Source organism: Rhodococcus sp. JCM 9793, from assembly GCF_055380405.1.
Window position 1 is genome coordinate 611,399 of record NZ_AP043721.1, and the last position, 23,922, is coordinate 635,320.

22 protein-coding genes are annotated in these 23,922 nt (G+C 66.1%); 16 read left to right on the forward strand and 6 right to left on the reverse strand.

From position 1 onward, the window contains the following. Positions 1-31 precede the first annotated feature (31 nt). Entirely contained in the window at positions 32-508 is a 477-nt protein-coding gene (locus tag ACZ46K_RS04975; RefSeq protein ID WP_464746978.1) for a nitroreductase family deazaflavin-dependent oxidoreductase, read from the forward strand. A 6-nt stretch (positions 509-514) separates the two neighbouring features. Here ACZ46K_RS04975 and ACZ46K_RS04980 read toward each other — a convergent pair whose 3' ends face one another. Next, complete coding sequence (locus ACZ46K_RS04980; protein WP_054807294.1) at positions 515-1,147, reverse strand: TetR/AcrR family transcriptional regulator; 633 nt, start codon at positions 1,145-1,147, stop codon at positions 515-517. A 121-nt stretch (positions 1,148-1,268) separates the two neighbouring features. On the opposite strand from ACZ46K_RS04980, the gene ACZ46K_RS04985 reads away from it, so the two are divergent. Both ACZ46K_RS04985 and ACZ46K_RS04990 read left to right on the forward strand, forming a co-directional pair. Then, entirely contained in the window at positions 1,269-2,438 is a 1,170-nt protein-coding gene (locus ACZ46K_RS04985; protein WP_054810589.1) for an acyl-CoA dehydrogenase family protein, read from the forward strand. A 10-nt stretch (positions 2,439-2,448) separates the two neighbouring features. Then, complete coding sequence (locus ACZ46K_RS04990; protein ID WP_464746981.1) at positions 2,449-3,585, forward strand: acyl-CoA dehydrogenase family protein; 1,137 nt, start codon at positions 2,449-2,451, stop codon at positions 3,583-3,585. Between the two features lie 7 nt (positions 3,586-3,592). On the opposite strand, the gene ACZ46K_RS04995 is transcribed toward ACZ46K_RS04990, so the two are convergent. Both ACZ46K_RS04995 and ACZ46K_RS05000 read right to left on the reverse strand, forming a co-directional pair. Continuing rightward, positions 3,593-4,108: a TIGR04338 family metallohydrolase gene (locus ACZ46K_RS04995; protein ID WP_054810022.1), complete on the reverse strand. Its 516-nt coding sequence runs from the start codon at positions 4,106-4,108 to the stop codon at positions 3,593-3,595. Beyond that, entirely contained in the window at positions 4,105-4,911 is an 807-nt protein-coding gene (locus tag ACZ46K_RS05000) for a DUF2786 domain-containing protein (RefSeq protein ID WP_054806013.1), read from the reverse strand. Before ACZ46K_RS05000 ends, ACZ46K_RS04995 begins: the two co-directional genes overlap by 4 nt. An 89-nt stretch (positions 4,912-5,000) precedes the next feature. Here ACZ46K_RS05000 and ACZ46K_RS05005 point away from each other — a divergent pair, with 89 nt between their 5' ends. The 11 genes from ACZ46K_RS05005 (at position 5,001) to ACZ46K_RS05055 (ending at position 18,133) form a co-directional block, all read left to right on the forward strand. Beyond that, positions 5,001-5,555, forward strand: a complete 555-nt coding sequence (locus tag ACZ46K_RS05005; protein WP_054806011.1) for a PadR family transcriptional regulator — start codon at positions 5,001-5,003, stop codon at positions 5,553-5,555. Next, positions 5,552-7,597 carry an NADPH-dependent 2,4-dienoyl-CoA reductase gene (locus tag ACZ46K_RS05010; protein WP_464746983.1) on the forward strand — a complete coding sequence of 682 codons (2,046 nt, stop codon included), beginning with the start codon at positions 5,552-5,554 and terminating at the stop codon, positions 7,595-7,597. The genes ACZ46K_RS05005 and ACZ46K_RS05010 overlap by 4 nt, the downstream gene beginning before the upstream one ends. A 56-nt stretch (positions 7,598-7,653) precedes the next feature. Further along, complete coding sequence (locus ACZ46K_RS05015; RefSeq protein WP_464746985.1) at positions 7,654-9,102, forward strand: alanine/glycine:cation symporter family protein; 1,449 nt, start codon at positions 7,654-7,656, stop codon at positions 9,100-9,102. Positions 9,103-9,146: 44 nt separating this feature from the next. Next, complete coding sequence (locus ACZ46K_RS05020; RefSeq protein ID WP_054806009.1) at positions 9,147-10,220, forward strand: ABC transporter ATP-binding protein; 1,074 nt, start codon at positions 9,147-9,149, stop codon at positions 10,218-10,220. Between the two features lie 157 nt (positions 10,221-10,377). Then, entirely contained in the window at positions 10,378-11,658 is a 1,281-nt protein-coding gene (locus ACZ46K_RS05025; protein ID WP_464746987.1) for an ABC transporter substrate-binding protein, read from the forward strand. A 17-nt stretch (positions 11,659-11,675) separates the two neighbouring features. Next, positions 11,676-12,752 (forward strand): ABC transporter permease subunit, encoded by a 1,077-nt coding sequence (locus ACZ46K_RS05030; RefSeq protein ID WP_054810021.1) that lies wholly within the window; start codon positions 11,676-11,678, stop codon positions 12,750-12,752. Then, complete coding sequence (locus ACZ46K_RS05035) at positions 12,749-13,651, forward strand: carbohydrate ABC transporter permease (RefSeq protein WP_464746989.1); 903 nt, start codon at positions 12,749-12,751, stop codon at positions 13,649-13,651. The genes ACZ46K_RS05030 and ACZ46K_RS05035 overlap by 4 nt, the downstream gene beginning before the upstream one ends. Beyond that, complete coding sequence (locus ACZ46K_RS05040) at positions 13,648-13,848, forward strand: hypothetical protein (RefSeq protein WP_464746991.1); 201 nt, start codon at positions 13,648-13,650, stop codon at positions 13,846-13,848. Before ACZ46K_RS05035 ends, ACZ46K_RS05040 begins: the two co-directional genes overlap by 4 nt. A gap of 36 nt (positions 13,849-13,884) precedes the next feature. Then, on the forward strand, positions 13,885-16,083 hold the full coding sequence (locus ACZ46K_RS05045; RefSeq protein ID WP_464746994.1) for a transglycosylase domain-containing protein: 2,199 nt from the start codon (positions 13,885-13,887) through the stop codon (positions 16,081-16,083). A 221-nt stretch (positions 16,084-16,304) separates the two neighbouring features. Continuing rightward, positions 16,305-17,378: a phosphotransferase family protein gene (locus tag ACZ46K_RS05050; RefSeq protein ID WP_464746996.1), complete on the forward strand. Its 1,074-nt coding sequence runs from the start codon at positions 16,305-16,307 to the stop codon at positions 17,376-17,378. Then, on the forward strand, positions 17,375-18,133 hold the full coding sequence (locus ACZ46K_RS05055; RefSeq protein ID WP_464746998.1) for an SDR family oxidoreductase: 759 nt from the start codon (positions 17,375-17,377) through the stop codon (positions 18,131-18,133). The genes ACZ46K_RS05050 and ACZ46K_RS05055 overlap by 4 nt, the downstream gene beginning before the upstream one ends. Positions 18,134-18,213: 80 nt before the next feature. Here the strand turns inward: ACZ46K_RS05055 and ACZ46K_RS05060 are convergent, their stop codons facing one another. The 3 genes from ACZ46K_RS05060 to ACZ46K_RS05070 all read right to left on the reverse strand — a co-directional run bounded on the left by ACZ46K_RS05060 (position 18,214) and on the right by ACZ46K_RS05070 (position 20,388). Then, complete coding sequence (locus ACZ46K_RS05060) at positions 18,214-19,311, reverse strand: inositol-3-phosphate synthase (RefSeq protein ID WP_054806008.1); 1,098 nt, start codon at positions 19,309-19,311, stop codon at positions 18,214-18,216. Next, the gene (locus tag ACZ46K_RS05065; RefSeq protein ID WP_054810023.1) at positions 19,304-19,864 is read right to left on the reverse strand and encodes a PadR family transcriptional regulator; all 561 of its coding nucleotides are present in this window, start codon (positions 19,862-19,864) and stop codon (positions 19,304-19,306) included. The genes ACZ46K_RS05060 and ACZ46K_RS05065 overlap by 8 nt, the downstream gene beginning before the upstream one ends. 149 nt (positions 19,865-20,013) lie before the next feature. Continuing rightward, a complete protein-coding gene (locus ACZ46K_RS05070) occupies positions 20,014-20,388 on the reverse strand; it encodes a DUF1707 SHOCT-like domain-containing protein (RefSeq protein ID WP_464747000.1) in 375 nt (124 codons plus the stop codon). Between the two features lie 96 nt (positions 20,389-20,484). On the opposite strand from ACZ46K_RS05070, the gene ACZ46K_RS05075 reads away from it, so the two are divergent. Further along, positions 20,485-20,907 (forward strand): DUF5318 domain-containing protein, encoded by a 423-nt coding sequence (locus tag ACZ46K_RS05075; RefSeq protein ID WP_464747002.1) that lies wholly within the window; start codon positions 20,485-20,487, stop codon positions 20,905-20,907. Positions 20,908-21,714: 807 nt separating this feature from the next. Next, positions 21,715-23,922: a transglycosylase domain-containing protein gene (locus ACZ46K_RS05080; RefSeq protein WP_464749239.1), complete on the forward strand. Its 2,208-nt coding sequence runs from the start codon at positions 21,715-21,717 to the stop codon at positions 23,920-23,922.

Genomic DNA, 23,922 nt, shown 5'->3' on the forward strand with positions numbered 1-23,922 from the left:
ACGGGCGCCGCGACGGTGCATGGTGGAAGACATGCGCGTCACGGAACCCGCTGCACCGCCCACCGGTATCCGGCGTCGGCTCTTCCGTTCGCCGATCCGGTTGTATCGGTGGCACCTCGGGTTCCTGCTGGGGCGCCATTTTCTTCTCCTCGAGCACCGGGGTCGCAAGACCGGGAAACCTCGGTATGTGGTGCTCGAGGTCGTCGATTACGACGACACACACGACGGTTTCGTCGTCGCGGTCGGCTTCGGAGCCACGTCGGACTGGTATCGCAATCTGCGAGCTGATCCGCACGCACGCGTCGAGTCGCGACGAGAGCGGGTCGCGGTCACTGCGGAATTTCTCGAGCCGGACGAGGGTGCGCACTTTTTCGCGCATTATGCGCGCCGCCACCGGAAGCTTGCCGTCAAGCTGTCCGCGACGATGGGATTCGAGGTCGACGGCAGTGACAGTGACTTCCGTGAGGCGGGGAACCGGATCAGGTTCGTGCGGTTGCGGCGTACCTGACCGTCGTCATCCCTTCTCGAGCGCCGCGTATTGCGCGGCGAGACCCGACAAGAACGTGCCGAGGACCAGCTCGAAACTGTCCTCGTCGATCTCGGCGGCGTACTCGCGGAGCCGGTGCGCCTGAGACAGGTGTGGATAGCGTTCGTTGTAGGTGTCGATGTCGTCGATGAACCCACCGGCGAACGACGTGATCGCGGAGCCGACGACGATGTACTTGATCGACGCCCCGATCATCGTCGCGGTCCGTGGCGGCCAGCCTGCGCGAGTGAGACCGCCGTGCACGGCATCGGCGCGGTCGAGAGCCACGGGTCGGTCGCTCGGGCCGTAGGCGAGGAACGGCACCATGTTGGGATGTGCGGCAAGGGCGTTGCGGTACGAGCGTGCCCAGCTACGCAGGGCGTTCTGCCAATCGTCGTCGTCGAATCCGCTCACGTCGACGTTCTCGGCGACGGTGCGGGCGATGTCGTCGAGCAGTTCGTCCTTGTTGGCGTAGTGGCTGTACAGCGAGGGTGCGCGGACGTCGAGTTCGTTCGCGATCTTGCGCATGGACACGGCGTCGAGGCCGTGTTCGTCGACGAGGCGCAATGTCGTCTCACGGATGAGTTCCCGGCTCAGTATGGGGGTGCGTGGCCGCGCCATGTGCTTCTCCTCCCTGTTGTCGTACTGGACAACCTTACAGTGTCAGGTTACGGTTCGGGAGTACAGATCAGCAGCCTTTCCGCTGGTCTCCCCACCGCACAACCGCGACAGAGGGCCACCCATGAATCTGAAACTCACCGCCGAGGAGCTCGCGTTCCGCGACGAACTGCACACCTTCTACACCACCGAATTCCCCGCCGAGCTGCGCGAGAAGGTCGCGGCCGGTAAGTCTCTGGGCAAGGACGAATTCGTCCGGGCCCAACAGATCCTCAACGCGCACGGCCTGGCGGTCCCGAACTGGCCCGTCGAGTGGGGCGGCAAGGACTGGACTCCGGTGCAGCGCAACATCTGGCTCACCGAGATGCAGCTCGCGTCGGTGCCCGAGCCGCTGCCGTTCAACGCCTCCATGATCGGCCCGGTCCTCGCGCAGTTCGCGTCGCAGGAGATGAAAGAGCGCTTCCTTCCGGCCACGGCGAACCTCGACATCTGGTGGTGCCAGGGATTCTCCGAGCCCGAAGCCGGCTCCGACCTCGCCTCGCTCAAGACCCGCGCGGTGCGCGACGGCGCCGACTACATCGTCAACGGTCAGAAGACCTGGACGACGCTGGGTCAGCACGCCGACTGGATCTTCTGCCTCGTCCGCACCAACCCCGATGTCAAGAAGCAGGCCGGCATCTCGATGCTCCTGATCGATATGAACACCCCCGGCATCACCGTCCGCCCGATCAAACTCATCGACGGCAGCTACGAGGTCAACGAGGTCTTCTTCGAGGACGTGCGGGTGCCCGCGGAGAATCTCGTGGGCGACGAGAACGCCGGCTGGTCGTACGCGAAGTTCCTGCTCGGCAACGAACGTATCGGCATCACCCGAGTCGGGGCCACCAAGGTCAAGCTCGCACGCGCCAAGAGCTTCGCCGCCGCGACCAGGCTGGGTGAGGGCACGCTCCTCGAGGACCCACTGTTCGCCGCCCGCCTCGCCGAACTCGAGAACGAGCTGATCGCTCTCGAGCTGACCCAGCTGCGCGTCGTCGCAGGATCGGCCGACGGCAAGCCGAACCCGGCATCGTCGCTGCTCAAGATGCGCGGCTCCGAACTCCAGCAGGCCGCCACCGAACTCCTCGTCGACATCGCCGGCCCGGATTCGCTCCCCACCGGTTCCGCCGACATCGATTCGCCGGAGTGGGCGCAGCTCACCACCGGGACCTATCTCAACAACCGCAAGGTGACCATCTACGGCGGGTCGAGCGAAGTGCAGCGTTCGATCATCGCTTCCTCGATTCTCGGACTGTGAGGCCCAGGACATGAACTTCGATCTCGATACCGAACAGGACCTGCTCCGCAAGACCGTCCGCGATCTGCTCGCCGGCGCGTACGACGTGGAGACCCGCAACAGTGTCGCCGAGGGCGAGCTCGGCTGGAGCCGCGAGGTGTGGCAGCAGCTCGCCGAACTCGGGGTGCTCGGCCTGCCGTTCCCCGAGAAGCACGGCGGAATGGGCGCCGGCCCTGTCGAGGTCATGGCCGTCGCGACCGAACTCGGCGCGGCCCTGGCACCCGAGCCGGTACTTGCCGCCGTATACCTGCCGGGCGGACTCGTCGCGGAGGTCGGCAGCGACGACCAGCGCGACGATTTACTGCCGCGCCTGTCCGAAGGCGCGTTGCTGATGGCGTTCGCGCACGACGAGCCGGGAACCCGCTGGCCGTCCGCGGCCGTGGCCACCACCGCTGTGCGCAGCGGCGACGCCTGGACCCTGACCGGACGCAAGAACCCTGTGCTCCACGGTGATTGCGCGCAGACGCTGATCGTGTCGGCGCAGCTTCCCGACGGCGGTGTGGGCCTGTTCGTCGTCTCCGCCGAGGCCGACGGCCTCACCCGCACGGCGTACCACACCAACGACGAGCGACGCGCTGCGCAGATCGTGCTCGACGGCGTCGCCGCTGTCGCGCTGGGTGAGGCCACCGACGCGTCGGCCGCGATCGTCGCCGCGCAGGTCCGGGCGCAGGCGGTGCTGTGTGCCGAGGCGACCGGCGCGATCGATCGAGCAGTGCGCGCCACGGCGGATTACCTGAAGCAGCGCAAGCAGTTCGGTGTTCCGCTCGCGACATTCCAGGCCCTGACACACCGTGCCGCCGATATGTACGTGCAGTACGAACTGGCGGCGAGCATGAGCCTGTACGCGACCATGGCGCTGGCCGATGGGATCGTCGACCCGGTGATCGCTTCGCGTGCGAAGCTGCAGGTCGGGCGGTCGGCACGCAAGATCGGTCAGGAATCGGTGCAGATGCACGGCGGTATCGGTGTCACCGCCGAACACTCCATCGGGCACTATCTGAGCCGGCTCACCGCGATCGAGCACACTCTCGGCACCATGGACGACCACTTGCGGGTGCTTGCCGCAGGTGTCGGCGACTACGAGCGTGTGGAGATCGCCGGTATGTGACGCGAGTTCACTCGCGGACCGCGATCCCCGACGCGCGCAACACGAATGCGGCCTCGGGCCCGACGATCTCGTCGACCAACGTCAGGAACCGGTCGATGAACGCGGGCCCGTGGGCGGGTTCGGTCGGATCGTCCGGGTCCTGCGGGTCGAGGTGGTGGGCCAGTTCGTGCAGCACGACGAGTTCGCGGAACGCCCATGCCTGATTGCCGCGATGTACGGGGAGAGCGATGGTGGCGCAGTCGCTCTCGTAGTGCGCCGCGGTGTTTCCCGACCGCGCACGGACTCGCACAGGCAGTGCTGCGCGCGACCAACGCTCACGCACCCAGTTCAGGGCAAGCACCTTGTCGATGTACTGCTGCGCGGAGTCGAGCGATGCGAAACGTCGTTCGACGGGCAGGGTGACGTGGGACCCTGCCACTTCCACGGTGCGCAGCCCGCGCTCATCCGCGAGATCGAACATGCGCCGTACGAGCGCCTCCGCCTCGTAGACCGAGGTCTTCTGTGTGTCGCGCACCTTGGTCACCGTTCAAGCCTCCTCGCGGCAGGTGGCAGCTCGGGCGAGTTGCCGAGTCGCGCCGTACGTCCGGCACGGTCCCCGGCGCGTTGCGCATCGGTGGACCGAGCCGCCACACGGTTCCCCCGCCAGCTTCCTCGTGCCTCCGATGTCGTGCGGTAGAAATCGCGCAACTCGAGTTCTTTGCCGCGCAGCACGAGAGCGGTTCCTGGCGCCGACTTCTCCGCTTCACGCTCGGTGTCCTGTTTCGCTTCGGCGAGGCGTGTGCCGATCCGCGCGGCGAACGCCGACTGGAAGTTCAGGCGTGCGGTGACGCCCGCGACCGGCTTCCGTACCCTCGTGCGGACCTGCCTGCCCCCGCGTCGCTCGACCACCGTCCGCACTGTCGTCTCGTTCCGGTAGGTACCGGACCGCAGGTAGGAATCGGACGCGCGCACCATCTGCACCAGCAGCGACGAGTAGAGGGCTTCGCACACGTCGATGTCGTCGGTGAAGCCGTACGCGTAGACGACCGTGGAGGTGGCGGTGATGTCGCACTGCACGTCGTTGGCGGCAGCGATCGCGAGGAACAGCTGCGCATACGTGCGCAGCCCCTTCTTCCCGGCCTCGCCGATGGTGATGAGTCGCTGGACCGGTGTCGCACGACGTTCCTTGGCGGTGGCGTGGGCGCGGGCCACCGCGAGATCGACCGAGGCGGAGGTCGCGAGCCGCTGGGCGGCGGCGAGGAAGGCATCGGCCTCGTGTGGATTGTCGGTCGACTCCGCCTGGCGCAACAGACCGCCGATGCGGGTCAGCATCTTGTCCGAACTCACGCGTCGAGCGTAGAGGGTCGTGCGCTCGCCGATCGGGTCACCGAGGGAATGCACTTGATTGCATATGAACCTGGTTGCATACTAGGTTCATGGCACTCGAACACGCGCTGCTCGTCTCACTCGACGAGCGTGCCGGATCCGGCTACGAGCTGGCTCGTCGCTTCGACAAATCCATCGGGTTCTTCCACAGCGCGACCCATCAGCAGATCTACCGGGTCCTGCGACGTATGGAGGAACACGGCTGGGTGACCTGCGAAACTGTGCCACAGGACGGCCGGCCCGACAAGAAGATCTACACCGTGGCCGCAGCCGGTCACACCGAACTCGACCGCTGGATCGCCGAACCGTCGGAACCCGACCATCTGCGCAGCGAACTGGCCGTCAAGATCCGCGCCGGCCGCCCCGACACCATGCCCGAGTTGCTCGCGGAGATCACCCGGCACCGTGACGCTCACGACGCTCGCCTCGACGTCTATCGGCTCATCGAGAAACGGGACTTCCCGGCGCCGGCATCGCTCGCCGGTCCTGCGCTGCACCAGTACTTGGTGCTGCGCGGCGGCGTCCGCGTCGAAGAAGGCTTCCGCGACTGGTGCCAGGACATGCTCGACGCCCTCACACCCCCTTCGGAACAGGAACAATCGTGACAACGCGAACTACGGGGACCGACTCTTACCCGACCTTGCTGTCGCCGCTCGACCTCGGCTCGATCACCTTGCCCAATCGCGTGATCATGGGGTCGATGCACACCGGGCTCGAGGATCGCGCCAAGAACACCGCACGCCTTGCCGCCTACTTCGCCGAGCGGGCCCGCGGCGGCGTTTCGCTCATCGTGACCGGGGGTTACGCACCGACCCGGACCGGATGGCTGCTGCCGTTCGGTGCGAAGCTCACCAACCGGATCGAGGCCCGACGGCACCGCACGATCACCGACGCCGTGCACGCCGAGGGCGGCCGCATCGTGCTGCAGATCCTGCACGCGGGCCGGTACAGCTACTGGCCGCTGAGCGTCTCGGCATCGTCGATCAAGGCACCCATCAATCCGTTCCGGCCCAGGCGACTCACGTCGTGGGGTGTGCGCAGGCAGATCCGCGCGTTCGTCCGCTGTGCCCGGCTCGCACAGCAGGCCGGCTACGACGGAGTCGAAATCATGGGCGGGGAAGGGTATTTCATCAACCAGTTCCTTGCGGAACGCACCAACCGGCGCACCGACGAGTGGGGCGGCACCCCGGAGAAGCGTCGCCGCCTTGCCGTCGAGATCGTCCGCGGGGTCCGCGAGACCGTCGGCCCCGACTTCGTGATCTCCTTCCGGCTGTCGATGGCAGATCTCGTCGACCGCGGTCAGAGCTGGGACGAGATCGTCGCGGTCGCACAGGAAGTCGAGGCAGCAGGCGCCACGCTGCTGAACACCGACATCGGCTGGCACGAATCGCGGGTACCGACGATCGTCACCTCCGTGCCCCGCGCCGCGTTCGTGGATTTCACCGCGAGACTCGCGAAGCATGTGAGCATTCCTGTCGCGGCGTCGAACCGCATCAACATGCCCGAGACCGCCGAAGAAATCCTCGCCGACGGTCGCGCCGACCTGGTGTCGCTCGCGCGGCCGATGCTCGCCGACCCCGACTGGGTGCGCAAAGCCGCCGCGGGTGCCCCCGACGAGATCAACACCTGTATCGCCTGCAATCAGGCGTGCCTCGATCACGCATTCGTGAACAAGCACGTCTCGTGCCTGCTCAATCCGCGCGCCGGACGCGAAACCGAGCTGCTCCTCTCGCCCACGCGCCGCAGGAAGTCCGTCGCGGTCGTCGGCGCAGGCCCCGCAGGTCTGTCGGCGGCGGTGAACCTCGCGCGACGCGGACATCGCGTCAGCCTGTTCGAAGCGGACGCGCAGATCGGTGGCCAGTTCGGCATCGCGCGGCTCATCCCTGGCAAGGAAGAATTCGCCGAGACCCTGCGGTATTACACGCGCCAGCTCGAGCTCACCGGCGTCGACGTCCGGTTGAACACGCGCGCCACGGTCGCAGATCTGACCGACGGATTCGACGAGGTCGTCGTCGCGACCGGTGTCACGCCGCGGGTTCCGGCCATCGACGGCATCGACCATCCGAGTGTGCTGACCTATGCGCAGGCAGTGCGCGGCGGTGCGCCGATCGGTGAGCGGGTCGCGGTGATCGGCGCAGGCGGCATCGGCGTGGATGTCTCCGAGTTCCTCACGCACACCACTTCCCCGGCGACCGACCTCGCCGAGTGGAAACGAGAATGGGGTGTCAGTGACGCAGAGGATGCGCCCGGAGCGTTGACCACCCCGCAACCGTCCCCGTCACCGCGCGAGGTCTATCTCCTGCAGCGCACCGCCGGCCGGATCGGAGCGAGGCTGGGAAAGACCAGTGGCTGGGTGCATCGGGCGGCACTGAAACACAAGGGTGTCCACGAGCTCTCGGGCGTGGGCTACGAACGCATCGACGACGACGGTCTGCACATCAGTCTCGGCGAGGACGGCAGCGAGCGCCGGGTGCTCGCCGTCGACACGATCATCGTGTGCGCGGGGCAGGAATCGGTGCGTGATCTGCTGGACGGACTCACCCTCGCCGGGGTGGTGACCCACGTGATCGGCGGCGCCGATGTCGCAGCGGAACTGGATGCCAAACGCGCGATCGAGCAGGGCACCCGGCTCGCCGACCGGATCTGAGGGCTTCCGGGCCGAAAGCGGTGCGGAACCGTTCCGCGACCGCCAAGATCAGTGGAATGGACACCGCGGTCGAATTCGTCACCGACATCAACGACTGGTACTGGTACGCGGTCATCGCGCTTCTCGTCGGGTCCGGTCTGTACTACACGGTGCGGTCACGCTTCATCCAGATCCGACTGATCCCCGACATGCTGCGGTCCATCGTGGAGAAGCCCGAGGATCTCCCCGACGGGGAGAAGGGGATCTCGGCGTTCCGGGCATTCTCCATTTCGGCGGCGTCACGGGTGGGAACGGGCAACATCGCGGGAGTGGCGATCGCGATCAGTATCGGCGGCCCCGGCGCACTGTTCTGGATGTGGGCGATGGCGCTGATCGGTGCCTCCACCGCATTCGTCGAGTCGACCCTTGCCCAGCTGTACAAGGTGCGCGACAAAGGCGCATTCCGGGGCGGACCGGCCTATTACATGCAATACGGGCTCGGTAAACGATGGATGGGCATGATCTTCGCGGTGATCATCACGATCACCTACGGATTCGTGTTCAACGCCGTGCAGACCAACTCGATCGTCGACGCCGTGTCGAGCTCGGTGGGTGAGAAGACGACGGGTCTGCAGGTCGGTATCGGCATCGCCGTGGCGATCCTCGTCGCCCTGGTCATCTTCGGTGGGGTGCGGCGCATCTCGAGTGTGTCGCAGGTGGTGGTGCCGGTCATGGCCATTGCCTACCTGATCATCGGAATCATCGTCGTGGTCCTCAACATCGGTGAGGTCCCCGGGATGTTCAAGTTGGTGTTCGAGAACGCCTTCGGCATCCGAGAGGTTGCGGGAGGCGGGTTCGGTGCCGCGTTCATGTACGGCATCCGGCGCGGTCTGTTCTCGAACGAGGCCGGCATGGGTTCGGCGCCGAACGCCGGGGCGACCGCGTCGGTGTCGCATCCGGTCAAGCAGGGCCTGGTGCAGAGCCTCGGCGTCTACTTCGACACGTGGCTGGTGTGTTCGATCACCGGGTTCATCATCCTGTTGTCCGAGCCGGAGTTCGGGTCGGGTCTCGAAGGGGCCGCGCTGACTCAGAACGCGATGGCCTTGCAGCTGGGCGACTGGACCGTGCACTTCCTCGCCGTCCTCATCTTCTTCCTCGCTTTCACTTCCGTGATCGGCAACTACTACTACAGCGAATCGAACATCGAGTTCCTCACCGGTTCGAGGAAGGCCCTGCCCTATCTGCGTTCGGCCGTGGTGGTGTGCGTGTTCCTCGGTGCGATCGGTTCGGTGCCGCTCGTGTGGGCGCTCGCCGATCTGGCCATGGGTGTGATGGCGACGGTCAACCTCATCGCGCTGGTCCCGTTGTCGGGTATTGCGTACGCGCTGTTCCATAACTACAGCGCACAACGTAAGCAGGGACGCGACCCGGTCTTCCATCGCGGCGATGTGCCGGGGGTGCGTGGGATCCAGGTGTGGGGCGACGACGACGCGCCGGTGGCGGTGGACCGCGAAGATGCACGGTAGATTCCGGTAGCGCACGAGCGTGTCCGCTTCGGAAAGGATCTGCGATGGCCTCGGTGACCTTCGACAAGACGACGTGTCTGTTCCCCGGCTCGAGTACACCCGCGGTCGACGCACTGGATCTCGAGATCGAGGACGGCGAGTTCCTTGTCCTGGTCGGGCCCTCGGGCTGCGGCAAGTCGACGTCGCTGCGGATGCTCGCGGGCCTCGAAGAGGTGCACAGTGGCCGCATCCTCATCGGAGACAGCGACGTCACCGCGCAGGATCCCAAGGAACGCGACATCGCGATGGTGTTCCAGAACTACGCCCTGTATCCGCACATGTCGGTGGCCGAGAACATGGGATTCGCGCTCAAGCTCGCGAAGACCCCGAGATCCCAGATTCGTGAGCGGGTCACCGAGGTCGCCAAGATGCTCGACCTCGAGCAGTATCTCGACCGCAAACCGAAGGCCCTGTCCGGCGGCCAGCGGCAGCGTGTCGCCATGGGTCGTGCGATCGTGCGGGAACCGCAGGTGTTCCTCATGGATGAGCCGCTGTCCAACCTCGACGCGAAACTGCGCGTCCAGACCCGCACGCAGATCGCGCAGCTGCAACGGCGCCTCAACACGACCACCGTGTATGTCACTCACGACCAGGTCGAAGCCATGACGATGGGTGATCGCGTCGCGGTGCTCGACAAGGGCATCCTGCAGCAGTGCGCGTCGCCGCGCGCGCTCTACAACCAGCCGGCCAACGTGTTCGTGGCCGGCTTCATGGGCTCACCCGCAATGAATCTGTTCACCCTCCCCGTCGTCGACCGCGGGGTCATGGTGGGCGATGTCCACGTCCAGGTGCCGCGCGACACCCTCGGCCAGGTCACCGAGTCGGAAGTGACGCTCGGCATCCGACCCGAACATCTCGAGATCGCCGAGGACGGGCTCGCCGTCGATGTGGATGTCGTCGAGGAACTCGGTTCGGATGCGTACCTGTACGGCAACGCCACTGTCGGTGGGATCCGCCAGGAGATCGTGGCGCGGAGCGACTGGCGCACTCCGCCTCAGAAGGGCGATCGACTCCACTTGCGGTTCGATACGAATCAGGTGCACGTGTTCAAGACGTCGGACGGCCTGCGCATCGGCTGATCAGGCCTGGTCGGGTGCTGGGGTGCCCGACACAGAACCGATCAAGGGTGGGCGGAATGCCGACTTTTCAGGGTGTCCCGTGCCACAGTAGTGGCCGGTGTCGGTGGCCGAGCGGTTGCCGGCGAGTTGATTTTCCGAACTCACACGGGAGATGTTCATGGTTTCGAAGAAGAAGGCGATGCGCAGAGCTGTCATCGCCGCCTCCTCGGCGGCGCTGTTGGTCCTGACGGCGTGCGGATCCGATGACGGTGGCAGCGACTCGGGGTCGTCCGACACGGGCGCCGCATCCAGTGAGGGCCGTGGCCCGATCACCATCGTCGAGGGGCAGGACCCCTTGAACGCGGCACTCGAGAACATCATCGCCGACTGGAATGCCGAGAACCCCGACGAGCAGGTCACCTTCAAGCCGCTCGCGCGCGAGGCCAACGACCAGTACGCCGATATCGCGCAGCGGATGCAGGCACAGAGCGACGAGTACGACCTCGTCGCGGTCGACGTCACGAACACTGCCGAGTTCGCTGCCAACGGCTGGCTTCTGCCGCTCGAGGGCGACAACGCGATCGACACCGAAGGTCTGCTGCCCGCGACCGTCGAGTCGGCCACCTACAACGGCACGCTGTTCGCCGCGCCGAAGAACACCAACGGTGCGTTCCTGTACTACCGCACCGACCTCGTCGACCAGGCCCCTGCGACGTGGGACGAGCTGAAGGCAGAATGCCCGAAGGCCGAAGAAGCGGGTATCGCCTGCTACATCGGTCAGTTCAGCAACTACGAGGGACTGACGGTCAACGTCACCGAGATCGTCAATGCCTTCGGTGGCAGCTTCGTCGCCGAGGACGGTCTCACCCCGGCCATCGACGAGCAGACGGCCGAGGGCCTGCAGTTCATCGTCGACTCCTTCGAGGACGGCACCATCCCGGCCGCCGCACAGACCTACACCGAAGGTGAGTCGCAGACAGCCTTCGGCAACGGCGAAGCCCTGTTCATGCGCACGTGGCCCGGTTTCTACACCGACGGCGAAGAGTCGTCGGTCGCCGGTAAGTACGGCATCGCGGTACTCCCGGGCGTCGACGGTCCGGGTGTGTCCACCCTCGGTGGCTACAACGTCGGTATCAGCGCGTTCACGGACGCTCCGGCGACGGCCCGCGACTTCCTCGAGTTCATGACGACCCGTCAGTCGCAGGAGTACTACGCCGAGGTCGGTGGCGCACCGGTCCTCGCCGAGGTCTACGACGACCCGGAGATCCTCGCGCAGTACCCGTACTTCTCGACGCTGAAGGAAGCACTCGAGAGCGCGAAGCCCCGCCCGTCGTCGCCGTACTACTCGGCCGTGTCGAAGGCGATCTCCGACAACGCTTACGCTGCGATCCGGGGCGAGAAGCCCGTCCAGCAGGCCCTGGACGACACTCAGGCCGGCATCGAAACCGCCGGCAACTGATCCACTAGGAGCAGTAGATGGCAGAACCGCAGGTCGGGGCACCCGCGGATCCGCCACACACCGCGGTCGGGACGGATCGTCCCGACCGCGGACGTGTGGCCGGACGACACCGCACGCCCGAACCACCGCCGATGACTGCGCCGCCGGCGAAGTCGCGGCGGAAGGTGCCGGTATGGATGTTCATCGCGCCGTCGATGATCGTCCTCGCGGTGATCATCCTGTACCCGCTCGGCAGAGCGATCTGGATGTCGCTGCACGGTGACGCGAAGTCGCTCGACCCCGAGACCGGCCGGTTCGTCACCGGCGGGTTCGTGGGTATCGAGAACTACACCCGCTGGATCACCCAGACCTGTGGTACTGCCACCGGATCGATCTCCTGTCCGCCGGGCACCCTGGGCGCCCAGTTCTGGCAGTCGATCTTCAACACGTTCTTCTTCACGGTCGTCACGGTGTCGATCGAGACCGTGATCGGCTTCGCGATGGCACTTGTGATGGCCAAGTCGTTCCGCGGTCGCGGCCTCCTGCGTGCCTCGGTCCTCGTGCCGTGGGCGATCCCCACCGCCGTCACCGCCAAGCTGTGGTTCTTCATCTTCGCCAACGACGGCATCGCCAACAAGATGCTCGGTACCGACATCCTGTGGACCGCCGATCCGTGGCCCGCCCGCTTCGCGATCATCGTCGCCGATGTGTGGAAGACGGCGCCGTTCATGGCGCTGCTCATCCTCGCGGGTCTGCAGATGATTCCGTCGGATGTGTACGAGGCGGCGAAGGTCGACGGCGCGAACGCCTGGCAACGTTTCACCCAGATCACCTTGCCGCTGGTCAAGCCTGCGCTCATGGTCGCAATCCTGTTCCGCACGATGGACGCGCTGCGCATGTACGACCTGCCCGCCATCATGATGGGCTCGAACCCCGCCACCTCGACGATCTCCGTGCTCGTCGTCGACCAGATGCGGCAGGGTGCCAACTCGGCGTCCGCGCTGTCGACGATCACATTCCTCATCATCTTCGCGGTCGCCTTCATCCTGGTGCGGTTCCTCGGCGCCAATGCAGTCAGTACGCAGGAGAAGCAGCGGAAGGGAGACGCGGCATGACCGGCACGATCACCGCAACCGAGACGACTGCCGACGAGACCCCACGTCCCGGCCCGAAGCGTGCGCGCAGGTTCCGGCTGGGATCGATCGGCACCTATCTCGGGGTGGCGATCATCATCGTCTGGGGGCTCGCTCCGTGCTACTGGATGGTCGTCACGGCGCTGCGCGATCCGTCGGAGACGTTCAGCACGAGTCTGTGGCCGACGAATCCGACCCTGCAGAACTTCGCCGACGCACTCGACCCCGACGCCAAGGTCAACTTCTCTCGCGCGCTGATGAACAGCGTCATCATCGCCGGGGCAACCACGCTGATCGCGCTGCTCATCGGTGTGTTCACCGCGTACGCTCTGTCGCGTTTCGAGTTCCGGGGCAAGTACTTCGTCACCGGCATCATTCTCGGCGCGTCGATGTTCCCGGTCGTCGCGCTCGTGACACCGCTGTTCCAGCTGTTCACCGACATCGGCTGGATCGGTAGCTACCAGGCGTTGATCATCCCGAACATCTCGTTCGTGCTGCCGCTGACGGTGTACACGCTCACCTCGTTCTTCTCCGAACTGCCGTGGGAACTCGAGGAAGCCGCGCGCATGGACGGCGCGACCCGCGGGCAGGCGTTCCGCCTGGTGATGCTGCCACTCGCGGCCCCCGCATTGTTCACCACCGCGATCCTCGCGTTCATCGCGACGGTCAACGAGTACCTGCTCATGTCGCAACTCTCGAGTGAGCGGACGGCCCCGGTGACGGTGGCGATGGCGCGGTTCACGGGCACCGATCCCTATGTGACGCCGTATGCGTCGATCATGGCGGGTGGCACGCTCGTGATGGTGCCGCTGGTCGTGATGGTGTTGATCTTCCAACGCCGGATCATCTCGGGTCTGACGGCGGGTGGCGTGAAGTCGTGAGTCGTCGCCTCCCCCGCCGTCAGCGACTCGAGATGCTGCTCGGTGTCATCACGATCTTCGCCGTGATGGCGGTGGTGGGGGCGGTCGCAGAGATGTTGTCACCCGAGCCGGGTATCGTGCCGTCATTGGTGCTGGCAGCCTTCGCGCTCGCGTGGTGGTTCACCTATCGCGCGTGGCGTCGCACAGACTCGTCGTAGTGCTGCGTACGTCACTTATGCGCGTGACTTCGTACCATGCGGTCGGCAGGATGGAAGAATCTGCCGAGTCCCATCCTGGAGAAAGTGGTACGCGTGAGCCCGAATCCGTCGACGTCCACCAGCGGTCGTTCTTCCGCTGATTCGAAGTCACGGCGGTGGCGAACCGTCCGATATGTCGTACTCGTCGTGGTTGTGCTGCTGATTCTCGCGCCGATCGGAGTGTTCGCCGGTGCGTATGTCTCGACAGAGGTTCCTCGCCCGTCCGACATGACGACCAACCAGATCGCCCGCATCTACGCTGCCGATGACACCACCGAGATCACCCGGGTGGTGCCGCCGGAGGGCAATCGCGTCGAGGTCGGCATCGACGAGGTCCCCGAGCACGTCCGCAATGCAGTGCTCTCCGCAGAGGACCGCGACTTCTACAGCAATCCAGGTTTCTCGGTCTCCGGTTTCGCTCGTGCGGCCCGCGACAATGTCCTGGGCAAGGACACCGCCGGTGGCGGTTCCACGATCACCCAGCAGTACGTCAAGAACGTGCTCGTCGGCGCCGATCGCACCCTCACCCGCAAGATGAAGGAACTGGTCATCTCCTCGAAGATGGCCCGCGAATGGTCGAAGGACGAAATCCTCGAGGCCTACCTGAACACCATCTACTTCGGCCGGGGCGCTTACGGAATCGCCGCGGCGTCGCAGGCGTACTTCGGCAAGCCGGTCGGCGACCTGACGGTCTCCGAGGGTGCCGTCCTCGCCGGCGTCATCCAGACGCCGTCGTCGCTCGATCCCGAATTCAACCGCCCCGCGATCGAGGCGCGCTGGGGCTACGTCCTCGACGGCATGGTCGAGATGGGCGTGCTCAGCCCCGGAGACCGTGGGGAAGCGGCGTTCCCGGAGACCGTCCCGTCGGATCAGTTGGCGCGAGCCAATGAGACACCCGGCCCCGAGGGACTGATCCGGTCGCAGGTGCTGCGTGAACTCTCGGCAGCCGGAATCAGTGAGCAGGTGCTCAACACCGAAGGCCTGCGCATCGTCACCACGATCGACCCCGTGGCCCAGCAAGGTGCAGTCGACGCGGCGCGAGGCAACCTCGAAGGTGAACCCGAGGACCTGCGGACCGCCGTGGTGTCCGTCGACCCGAGGTCGGGTGCGGTGCGGGCCTACTACGGCGGCGAGGAAGGTGCGGGTTACGACTACGCACAGGCGCCGCTGCAGACCGGTTCGTCGTTCAAGGTGTTCGGTCTGGTCGCGGCGCTGAAGGACGGCATCGGTCTCGGCGCCCGCTACGACAGCACCCCGCTGACCATCGGCAATCTCGAGATCAACAACGTCGAAGGCGAATCGTGCGGTAAGTGCACGATCGCGGAGGCGACGAAGCGCTCGCTGAACACGAGTTTCTACAGGCTCATGATGTCGATGGAGAACGGTCCTCAGAAGATCGCCGACGCGGCGCACGAGGCCGGGATCCCCATGGAGATTCCGGGAGTCGAGGGCACGACACTCAGCGAGGCCAACGGCATTCCGGAGGGCGGCATCGTGCTCGGTCAGTACCAGTCGCGGGTGATCGACATGGCATCGGCGTATGCAACCCTCGCGGCGTCGGGCACCTTCCATCAGCCGTACTTCGTGCAGAAGGTCACCACCTCCGACGGTGAGGTCCTCCTCGACCGGCCCGCGTCTCCCGCCGAGGAGCGCATCGACCCGGCTGTGGCCGACAACGTGACCCAGGCGCTGCTGCCGGTCGCGGCGTACTCGCGTGGCCACGCGCTCGCAGGCGGCAGGCCGTCGGCTGCGAAGACCGGCACCACTCAGCTCGGCGACACCGGCATGAACAAGGACGCGTGGATGGTCGGGTACACACCGTCGCTCTCGACCGCCGTCTGGATCGGCACCTCGGATGCAGGGCCGATCACCAATCTGTGGGGTGGCTCCATCTACGGCTCGAGCCTGCCTTCCGACATCTGGAAGGACACGATGGACACCGCGCTCGAGGACACCGACGCGGAGAGCTTCCCGTGGCCCGACCCGATCGGTGGACAGGCCGGCGTGCCGGCCGACGCGGGTATCAGCACGCCGACGACCACGGGGCGTCCGGTTCCCGCGTTCGAACTCCCCGGCCTGGGTGAGCTGCCGCCGATCACGATCCCGGCGCCGCCGATCGAGGTTCCGCCGCAGGTTCAGTTGCCTCCGCAGATCGAAGTGTTTCCCGGCGTCACGATCCAGATCCCAGGGATGTGACGTCGCGTGCTGCGGGGCCGTCGGGCACGACGGTCTGCAGTCACGACGGTCCGCAGTACTGTCTTCCGCAGTATTGTCTTCCGCAGTACTGACCGACGACTTTCTTCGGTGCCTGTATCGCCGCGCCGGCATTGCCCCTTTCGGACGGCCCCGGCGAGGTGCACGAACGCCGCGTGGCACGATTCGAACTCGGTAAACACAACTGAGATGGGGATCAAGGAGTGACCGAATTTCCTGACAACGCGCGAGCCGTCCGCGACGAGGACACGTTCGACGTCCGGTCCGTTGCGACATGGCTCGAGGAACACGCCGGTATGGCGGGGATTCCGGAGGTGCGCCAGTTCGCAGGTGGCGCATCCAATCTGACCTACCTACTGCGGTATCCGCACCGCGATCTCGTGCTGCGTCGTCCGCCGGCCGGGGCGAAGCCGTCGTCCGGGCACGACATGGCGCGTGAGTACCGCATCCAGTCGCAGCTCGCACCGGCCTACCCGCACGTGCCTGCCATGGTCGGCATGTGCACCGACCACAGCGTCCTCGGCAGCGACTTCTACGTCATGGAACGCGTGCCCGGCACGATCCTGCGAACCGACCCGCCGACCACCCTGGACCTGACGCCGGAACAGACCCGGGCCCTGTGCCTGCGGATCGTCGATCTGCTCGTCGAACTGCACGGCGTCGACCCCGAGACCACCGGGCTGAACGAATTCAGCCGGGGCACCGGATACGTTGCGCGGCAGGTCGCGGGCTGGGCGAAGCGCTACGAGTTGGCCCGGACCGACAACGTGCCCGATTTCGCCCGCGTCATCCGCTGGCTCGACGAGACGCAGCCCGCCGATATCGCGTCGACGGTCGTGCACGGAGACTTCCGTATCGACAACGTCGTCCTCGACGAGAACGACCCGCTGCGGCCGGTTGCGGTGCTCGACTGGGAACTCGCGACGATCGGCGACCCGCTCATGGACCTGGGGTCGTCGCTCGCGTACTGGGTGCAGGCCGACGACGACCCGATGATGCTCGCCACCAAGCGACAGCCGTCGGATCTGCCCGGCATGCTCACCCGTCGCGAGATCGTCGAGTACTACTCCGAGAGAACCGGACTGCCGGTGGACAACTGGGGCTTCTACGAGGTCTTCGGTCTGTTCCGGCTCGCCGTGATCGCCCAGCAGATCTACTACCGCTATCACCACGGACACACCACCAATCCCGCGTTCGAGAACTTCTGGGTGGTTGTCGGCTACCTCGATTCTCGGTGCAACGAACTCATCGACCAACTCGAGAAGGAGGGCCGATGAGTCGGCCGCAGCGACGAAACATCCTCATCACCGGAGCCAGTTCCGGTCTGGGGGCCGGTATGGCGCGCGAATTCGCCGCGCGTGGAAGCAATCTTGCGCTCGCGGCACGCAGGGTCGATCGCCTCGACGCATTGCGGTCGGAACTGCTCGCCGAGCACCCGCACATCACGATCGCGGTGCGGTCGCTGGACGTCAACAGGCACGACGACGTCTTCACGGTCTTCCGGGAATTCGACGAGGAACTCGGCGGTCTCGACCGAGTGATCGTCAATGCCGGTCTCGGCAAGGGGCAGCCGTTGGGCACGGGCTACTTCCACGCGAATGTGCAGACCGCGCAGACCAATTTCCTCGGTGCGCTCGCCCAGAGTGAGGCGGCGCTCGAGCTCATGCGTCCGCGCAATGCGGGGCACGTCGTCCTGATCTCGTCGATGAGCGCACTGCGCGGGATGCCGCGCAACATGACGACTTACGGTGCATCGAAGGCTGCTGTCGCTGCGCTCGGCGAGGGGATGCGATCGGATCTGGTGGGCACCGGAATCGATGTCAGCACAATATTTCCCGGTTATATCCGCTCGGAGATCAACGAGAAGGTGAAGAAGGTACCTTTCATCGTCGACACCGAAACCGGTTGTCGCGCATTGGCTGCGGCGATCGAGAAGGAGCCGGCCAAGGCGTACGTGCCCGGGTGGCCGTGGATCCCGCTCGCGTATGCGATGAAGGTGTTGCCGCTGTCGGTGGTACGACGTATGACCTGATGAGTGGCAGGTGAATACGACTGTGGCGGTGAGTGAGTCCGAAGACTCGCTCACCGCCACGGTGCGTTCGGAGTGCCGAGTTACTCGGCGCCGATGATGAAGGCCTCGAGCTCGGTGCGAGCCTTGTCGTCGGCCATCTGGACCGGCGGGGACTTCATCAGGTAAGCGGATGCCGGGAGGATCGGGCCACCGAGGCCGCGGTCCTTGGCGATCTTCGCGGCGCGGATCGCGTCGATGATGATGCCGGCGGAGTTCGGCGAGTCCCACACCTCGAGCTTGTACTCGAGGTTGAGCGGGGCATCGCCGAAGGCGCGGCCCTCGAGACGGACGTATGCCCACTTGCGGTCGTCGAGCCACTGGACGTAGTCGGACGGGCCGATGTGAACATTGCGGTCGTGGACCTTGCCTGCCAGCGGGCCCTCGAGGTTGGAGGTGACGGCCTGGGTCTTGGAGACCTTCTTGGACTCGAGACGCTCACGCTCGAGCATGTTCTTGAAGTCCATGTTGCCGCCGACATTGAGCTGGTAGGTGCGGTCGAGCACGACGCCGCGATCCTCGAACAGCTTCGCCATCACGCGGTGGGTGATGGTCGCGCCGACCTGCGACTTGATGTCGTCGCCGACGATCGGGACACCGGCGTCGGTGAACTTCTTCGCCCAGACCGGGTCGGAGGCGATGAAGACCGGGAGTGCGTTGACGAAGGCCACGCCGGCGTCGATGCAGCACTGGGCGTAGAACTTGTCGGCCTCGTCGGAACCGACCGGCAGGTACGACACGAGAACGTCGACCTCGGCGTCCTTCAGGGTCTGGACGATGTCGACGGGCTCTGCGTCGGAGAGTTCGATGGTCTCGGAGTAGTACTTGCCGATGCCGTCGAGGGTATGGCCACGCTGGACGGTGATGCCGGTGGGCGGCACGTCCGCGATCTTGATGGTGTTGTTCTCGCTGGCGTTGATGGCCTCGGAGAGATCGAACCCGACCTTCTTGGCATCGACGTCGAACGCGGCGACGAACTTGACGTCGCGCACGTGGTACTTGCCGAACGCGACGTGCATCAGACCGGGGACGGTCGTGGTGGCGTCGGCGTCCTTGTAGTACTCGACGCCCTGAACCAGAGACGAGGCACAGTTCCCCACGCCCACAATGGCCACGCGCACCGAGGTGCTGTTCTCACCCATGGTCGGGTTCTCCTTCTTTTCTGCTTGCTGCTGACGACTGCTCGGCGGCGATGAGTTCGTTGAGCCAGCGGACTTCACGTTCGCTGGACTCGAGGCCGAGTTGGTGTAGCTGACGGGTGTAGCGGTCCAATGTGCCGCTGGCCCGCCCGATGGCGTCGCGGAGGCCTTCTCGGCGCTCCTCGACCTGGCGTCGCCTGCCTTCCAGAATCCGCATCCGCGCTTCCGCGGGTGTCCGGCTGAAAAAAGCGAGGTGAACGCCGAATCCGTCATCGGTGTAGTTCTGTGGGCCCGTGTCGGCCACCAGTTCGGTGAACCGTTCCCGGCCGACCGGGGTGAGCTGGTACACGCGACGAGCGCGCCGCTTCACCGGCCCGGGGACTCCGGCATCCTCCTCGGCGATGAGGCCGTCGGCCTTCATCCGCCGCAATGTCGGATACAGCGACCCGTACGAGAAGGCGCGGAATGCGCCCAGAAGCCCGGTCAATCGCTTGCGGAGCTCGTAACCGTGCATGGGCGATTCGAGAAGCAGCCCGAGGATTGCCAGCTCGAGCAAGGGGGCCACCTCCTACGTCCGTTCGAACCTGACCGACTGATGCGATGCAAAACTATATCGCACCGATATATAGAACCATACGCGTGTCCCGATAGGTGCACACGGAAGCACCGCGACGGCGGCGCGCGAAATGCAGAAGCGTGCGAAAACTACAGAAGCCCGAGGACCACACCGGCCCCGCTGCTGCGGGTGTCGTGGTCGACGATCGGCTCGGCATCGCCGTCGGGAAACGCAGCCCACAGAACAGCAGCGACAGCGACGACCGCCACACCCGCGATCACCGCTGCGATCCGCCTGCCGGAGGCCTTCTCGGATCGGCCGGCCTCGGGTTCGGCAGGCGGTTGCAGGTCGCGAACAAGACCGGCGAGTTCCGGTAGCGTCTCCGCTGCTTCGGTGCGTGCGACGAGGTCGCGCCATGATTCCGCTGTGAGCTGTCCTTCGGCGTACGCAACGTCGAGACGTGTGCGCGCCCGGCTGCGATCACTGTCACGAGCTCGGGTCGGCGGCGATTGTCGGCGGGCCACGGCAGAAGCGTAGTTCGTCCGGAATGGGTGCGCCGTGTTCACGACCGAGCACACTCCGCGCCCACTTGCACTGGGGCCGCACGTACTCTGGATCCCGTGCAAACTCAGCGGCAGGTGGTGGACTACGCGTTGCAGCGACGGTCGCTGCTCGCCGAGGTCTACTCGGGGAGGCGCGGCGTGACCGAGGTCTGCGATGCGAGCCCCTACCTGCTGCGAGCCGCAAAGTTCCACGGCAGGGGCAGCGATGTCGTGTGCCCCATCTGCCGCAGGGAGCAGCTGACCATTGTTTCGTGGGTTTTCGGCGACAAGCTCGGACAGGCTTCCGGCTCTGCGCGCACTCCCGAAGAGCTGACCCGCCTGGCATCCAGCCAGGAGGAATTCTCCGTTCACGTGGTCGAGGTGTGCCGAACCTGCAGCTGGAACCACCTCGTGCAGTCGTACGTTCTCGGTGCGCAACCCGCGCCGAAACGGCCCCGTCGTCGATCGACGGGTGCGAGTCGACGCACCGCGAGCGAGTGAACGGACGCCGGACGACGTGACATCGACGTGCCCGACGGTGTACACAGCTGCACAAGACCGAACGACCGAGTCGTCGACTACCTGTCCGAGGACGGAATCGAGGATGCGGCGTAACGCGTCGCGCCGACATTTGGAGAAACGTACGTGAGTTCCACCGACAATGAACCCGAGGACAACCGGGCGGTTCCGCCCCAGCCGAACGGCTCTGCCGGCGTCCCGCCGCAGCGGCCGACACCGGATGGCGCACCCGCCGCGGGGCGTCCGCTGCCGCCTCCGCCGCGTCAGCAGGGGTCGGGGCAACCTCCGGGTCCAGGTGCACGGCCGCCGCTCCCGCCTCAGGGACATCCGCAGCAGCCACCCGGACGTGGCGGGCTCCCCCCGCGGCAGCCGGGGCCCCGTCCGGCCGGCCCTCAGCAGCAGGGGCCGGGGCAGCCCGGCCCTCAACAGGGGCCGCCGCCGGGCCGCGGTGGACCGCCGCCTCAGCAGGGTCGGCGCCTGCCGCCGCAGGGGCCGGGACAGCCGATGCGACCCGGCACGGGCCCGGTTCCCCAGCAGCAGCGTCCGCCGCAGATGTTCCCCGGTGCGCCCACAGATCGTGCGCCGGGAGCCGATCCCACACGCCGGATGCAGTCCGGTGCGCCGAACAGCCAGGAACAGGCGGCACTCAGGCAGCCCCCGCCGCGGGCAGCTGCCGCGTCTCGTCCGGCCGGTGGTCCCCCCGCGGGCGGACCGCCGACGGCACCTCCCACGGGTGGACCCGGTGGCGGAGCCGGCGGTGGTGGCCGGAAGCGGGGAATCCCATGGCGCATGATCCGGCGTATCGGCTACGTGGTGGTCGCCGCGGGCATTCTCGTTCCCGTCCTCGCGTTCATGCTCGCGTACGTCGCGCAGGATGTGCCGCGTCCCGGTGAACTCGTCACCAACCAGGTGTCGACGATCTACAACGCCGACGGATCGAGCGTCATCACCAAGATCATCCCGCCTGAAGGTAACCGCCAGGAGGTGGACCTGCAGCAGATCCCCGAGCACGTTCGTAACGCCGTGCTCGCAGCTGAGGACCGTGATTTCTACAGCAACTCAGGCTTCTCGATCACGGGCTTCGCGCGCGCCGCGCGCGACAACATCCTCGGGCGCGACAGCGCGGGCGGTGGCTCGACGATCACGCAGCAGTACGTCAAGAAGGCACTCGTCGGTGACGAGCGGAGTCTGACGCGTAAGGCCAAGGAACTCGTCCTCTCGGTGAAGATGGCGAACCAGTGGCCGAAGGACGAGATCCTCTCCGCCTACCTCAACACCATCTACTTCGGTCGAGGCGCGTACGGCATCTCGGCGGCCTCGAACGCCTACTTCGGTAAGCCGGTCAGCGATCTGACCGTGGAGGAGGGCGCAGTCCTCGCGTCGTCGATCCAGCTGCCGTCGCTGCTCGACCCGGAACAGAACCCCGAGGGCGCCGAGGCCCGCTGGAACTACGTGCTCGACGGCATGGTGTCCGCGGGAACCCTCAACGCAGAGGACCGTGCGACGAAGCAGTACCCGGCGTACATCCCGATCGCCGAGCTCGACTTCGGCGACCAGACGATGGGCCCGGAGGGCCTGATCAAGAACCAGGTGCTGGCAGAACTCTCCGCGGAAGGCATCGACGAGAACCTCCTCAATACCGCGGGTCTCGAGATCACCACGACGATCGACACGACGGCGCAGGCCGCCGCGGTCGACGCCGCACAGTCGAACCTCGAGGGAGAAGACGAGAACCTGCGTACCGCAGTGGTGTCCGTCGACCCGAACAGCGGTGCGGTGCGTGCGTACTACGGTGGCGACAGCGGCGTCGGATACGACTTCGCGCAGGCGGGGCTGCAGACAGGCTCGTCGTTCAAGGTGTTCGGGCTGGCCGCCAACCTCGATCAGGGCAAGCCGTTGTCGACGACATACGACAGCGGACCGCTCACCGTCAACGGCATCGAGATCAGCAACGTCGAAGGCGAGCAGTGCGGTGAATGCACCATCGCCGAGGCGCTCAAGCGCTCGCTGAACACGAGCTTCTACCGGATGATGCTCGACATGGACAACGGCCCGCAGGCCATCGCCGACATGGCGCACACTCTCGGTATCGCGAAGGAACTGCCGGGCATCGGCGAGACCCTCACCGAGCCGGGCGGCGCGGGACCGAACTACGGCATCGTGCTCGGCCAGTACCAGTCGCGGGTCCTCGACATGGCGTCGGCCTATGCGACGCTCGCCGCGTCGGGCATGCACTACAACCCGCACTTCGTGCAGAAGGTCGTCACCTCCGACGGCGAGGTGCTCCTCGATCGCGGCTCGCCGAGCGGCGAACAGGTGATCGACGACGCCGTGGCCGACAACACCACCTCGGCCATGATGCCGATCGCGGCTCACTCGAACGGGCATGCCCTTGCAGGTGGCCGGCCGTCCGCGTCGAAGACCGGAACCGCACAGCTCGGCGACACCGGATCGAACAAGGACGCATGGATGGTCGGGTACACCCCGTCGCTGGCCACCGCGGTGTGGGTCGGCACTGAGCAGGGCCTGCCGCTCGAGAACAGCTGGGGCGGCATGATCTACGGATCCGGCCTGCCGTCGGACATCTGGAAGGACACGATGGACGGGGCTCTCGAGGGCACCGATGTCGAGTCCTTCCCCAAGCCGGGCACGATCGCCGGTGAGTCCGGTGTGCCGAGCTGGTCGGCGAAGACGACGGCACCGCAGACCAGCGACAGGCCGTCGACCTCGCGAACGATTCCGTCGTTGCCGGAGATCCCCGACATCACCGACATCACGACGCAGAACGTGGAGATCTTCCCGGGCGTGACGATCCCGATTCCGGGCGTGGCGCAGGCACCGGCCACCACGACTCCGCCTCGTGGACTGTCGAACAACGATTCGACCTCGGAAGAGGAGGAGACCGAGAGCGAGGATTCGGACGGCAGCGATCCCACCGTGCCGTCGGTTCCCACCACAACGAATCGGGTCCCCCAGTTCAACCAGCCCGCCGAGTAG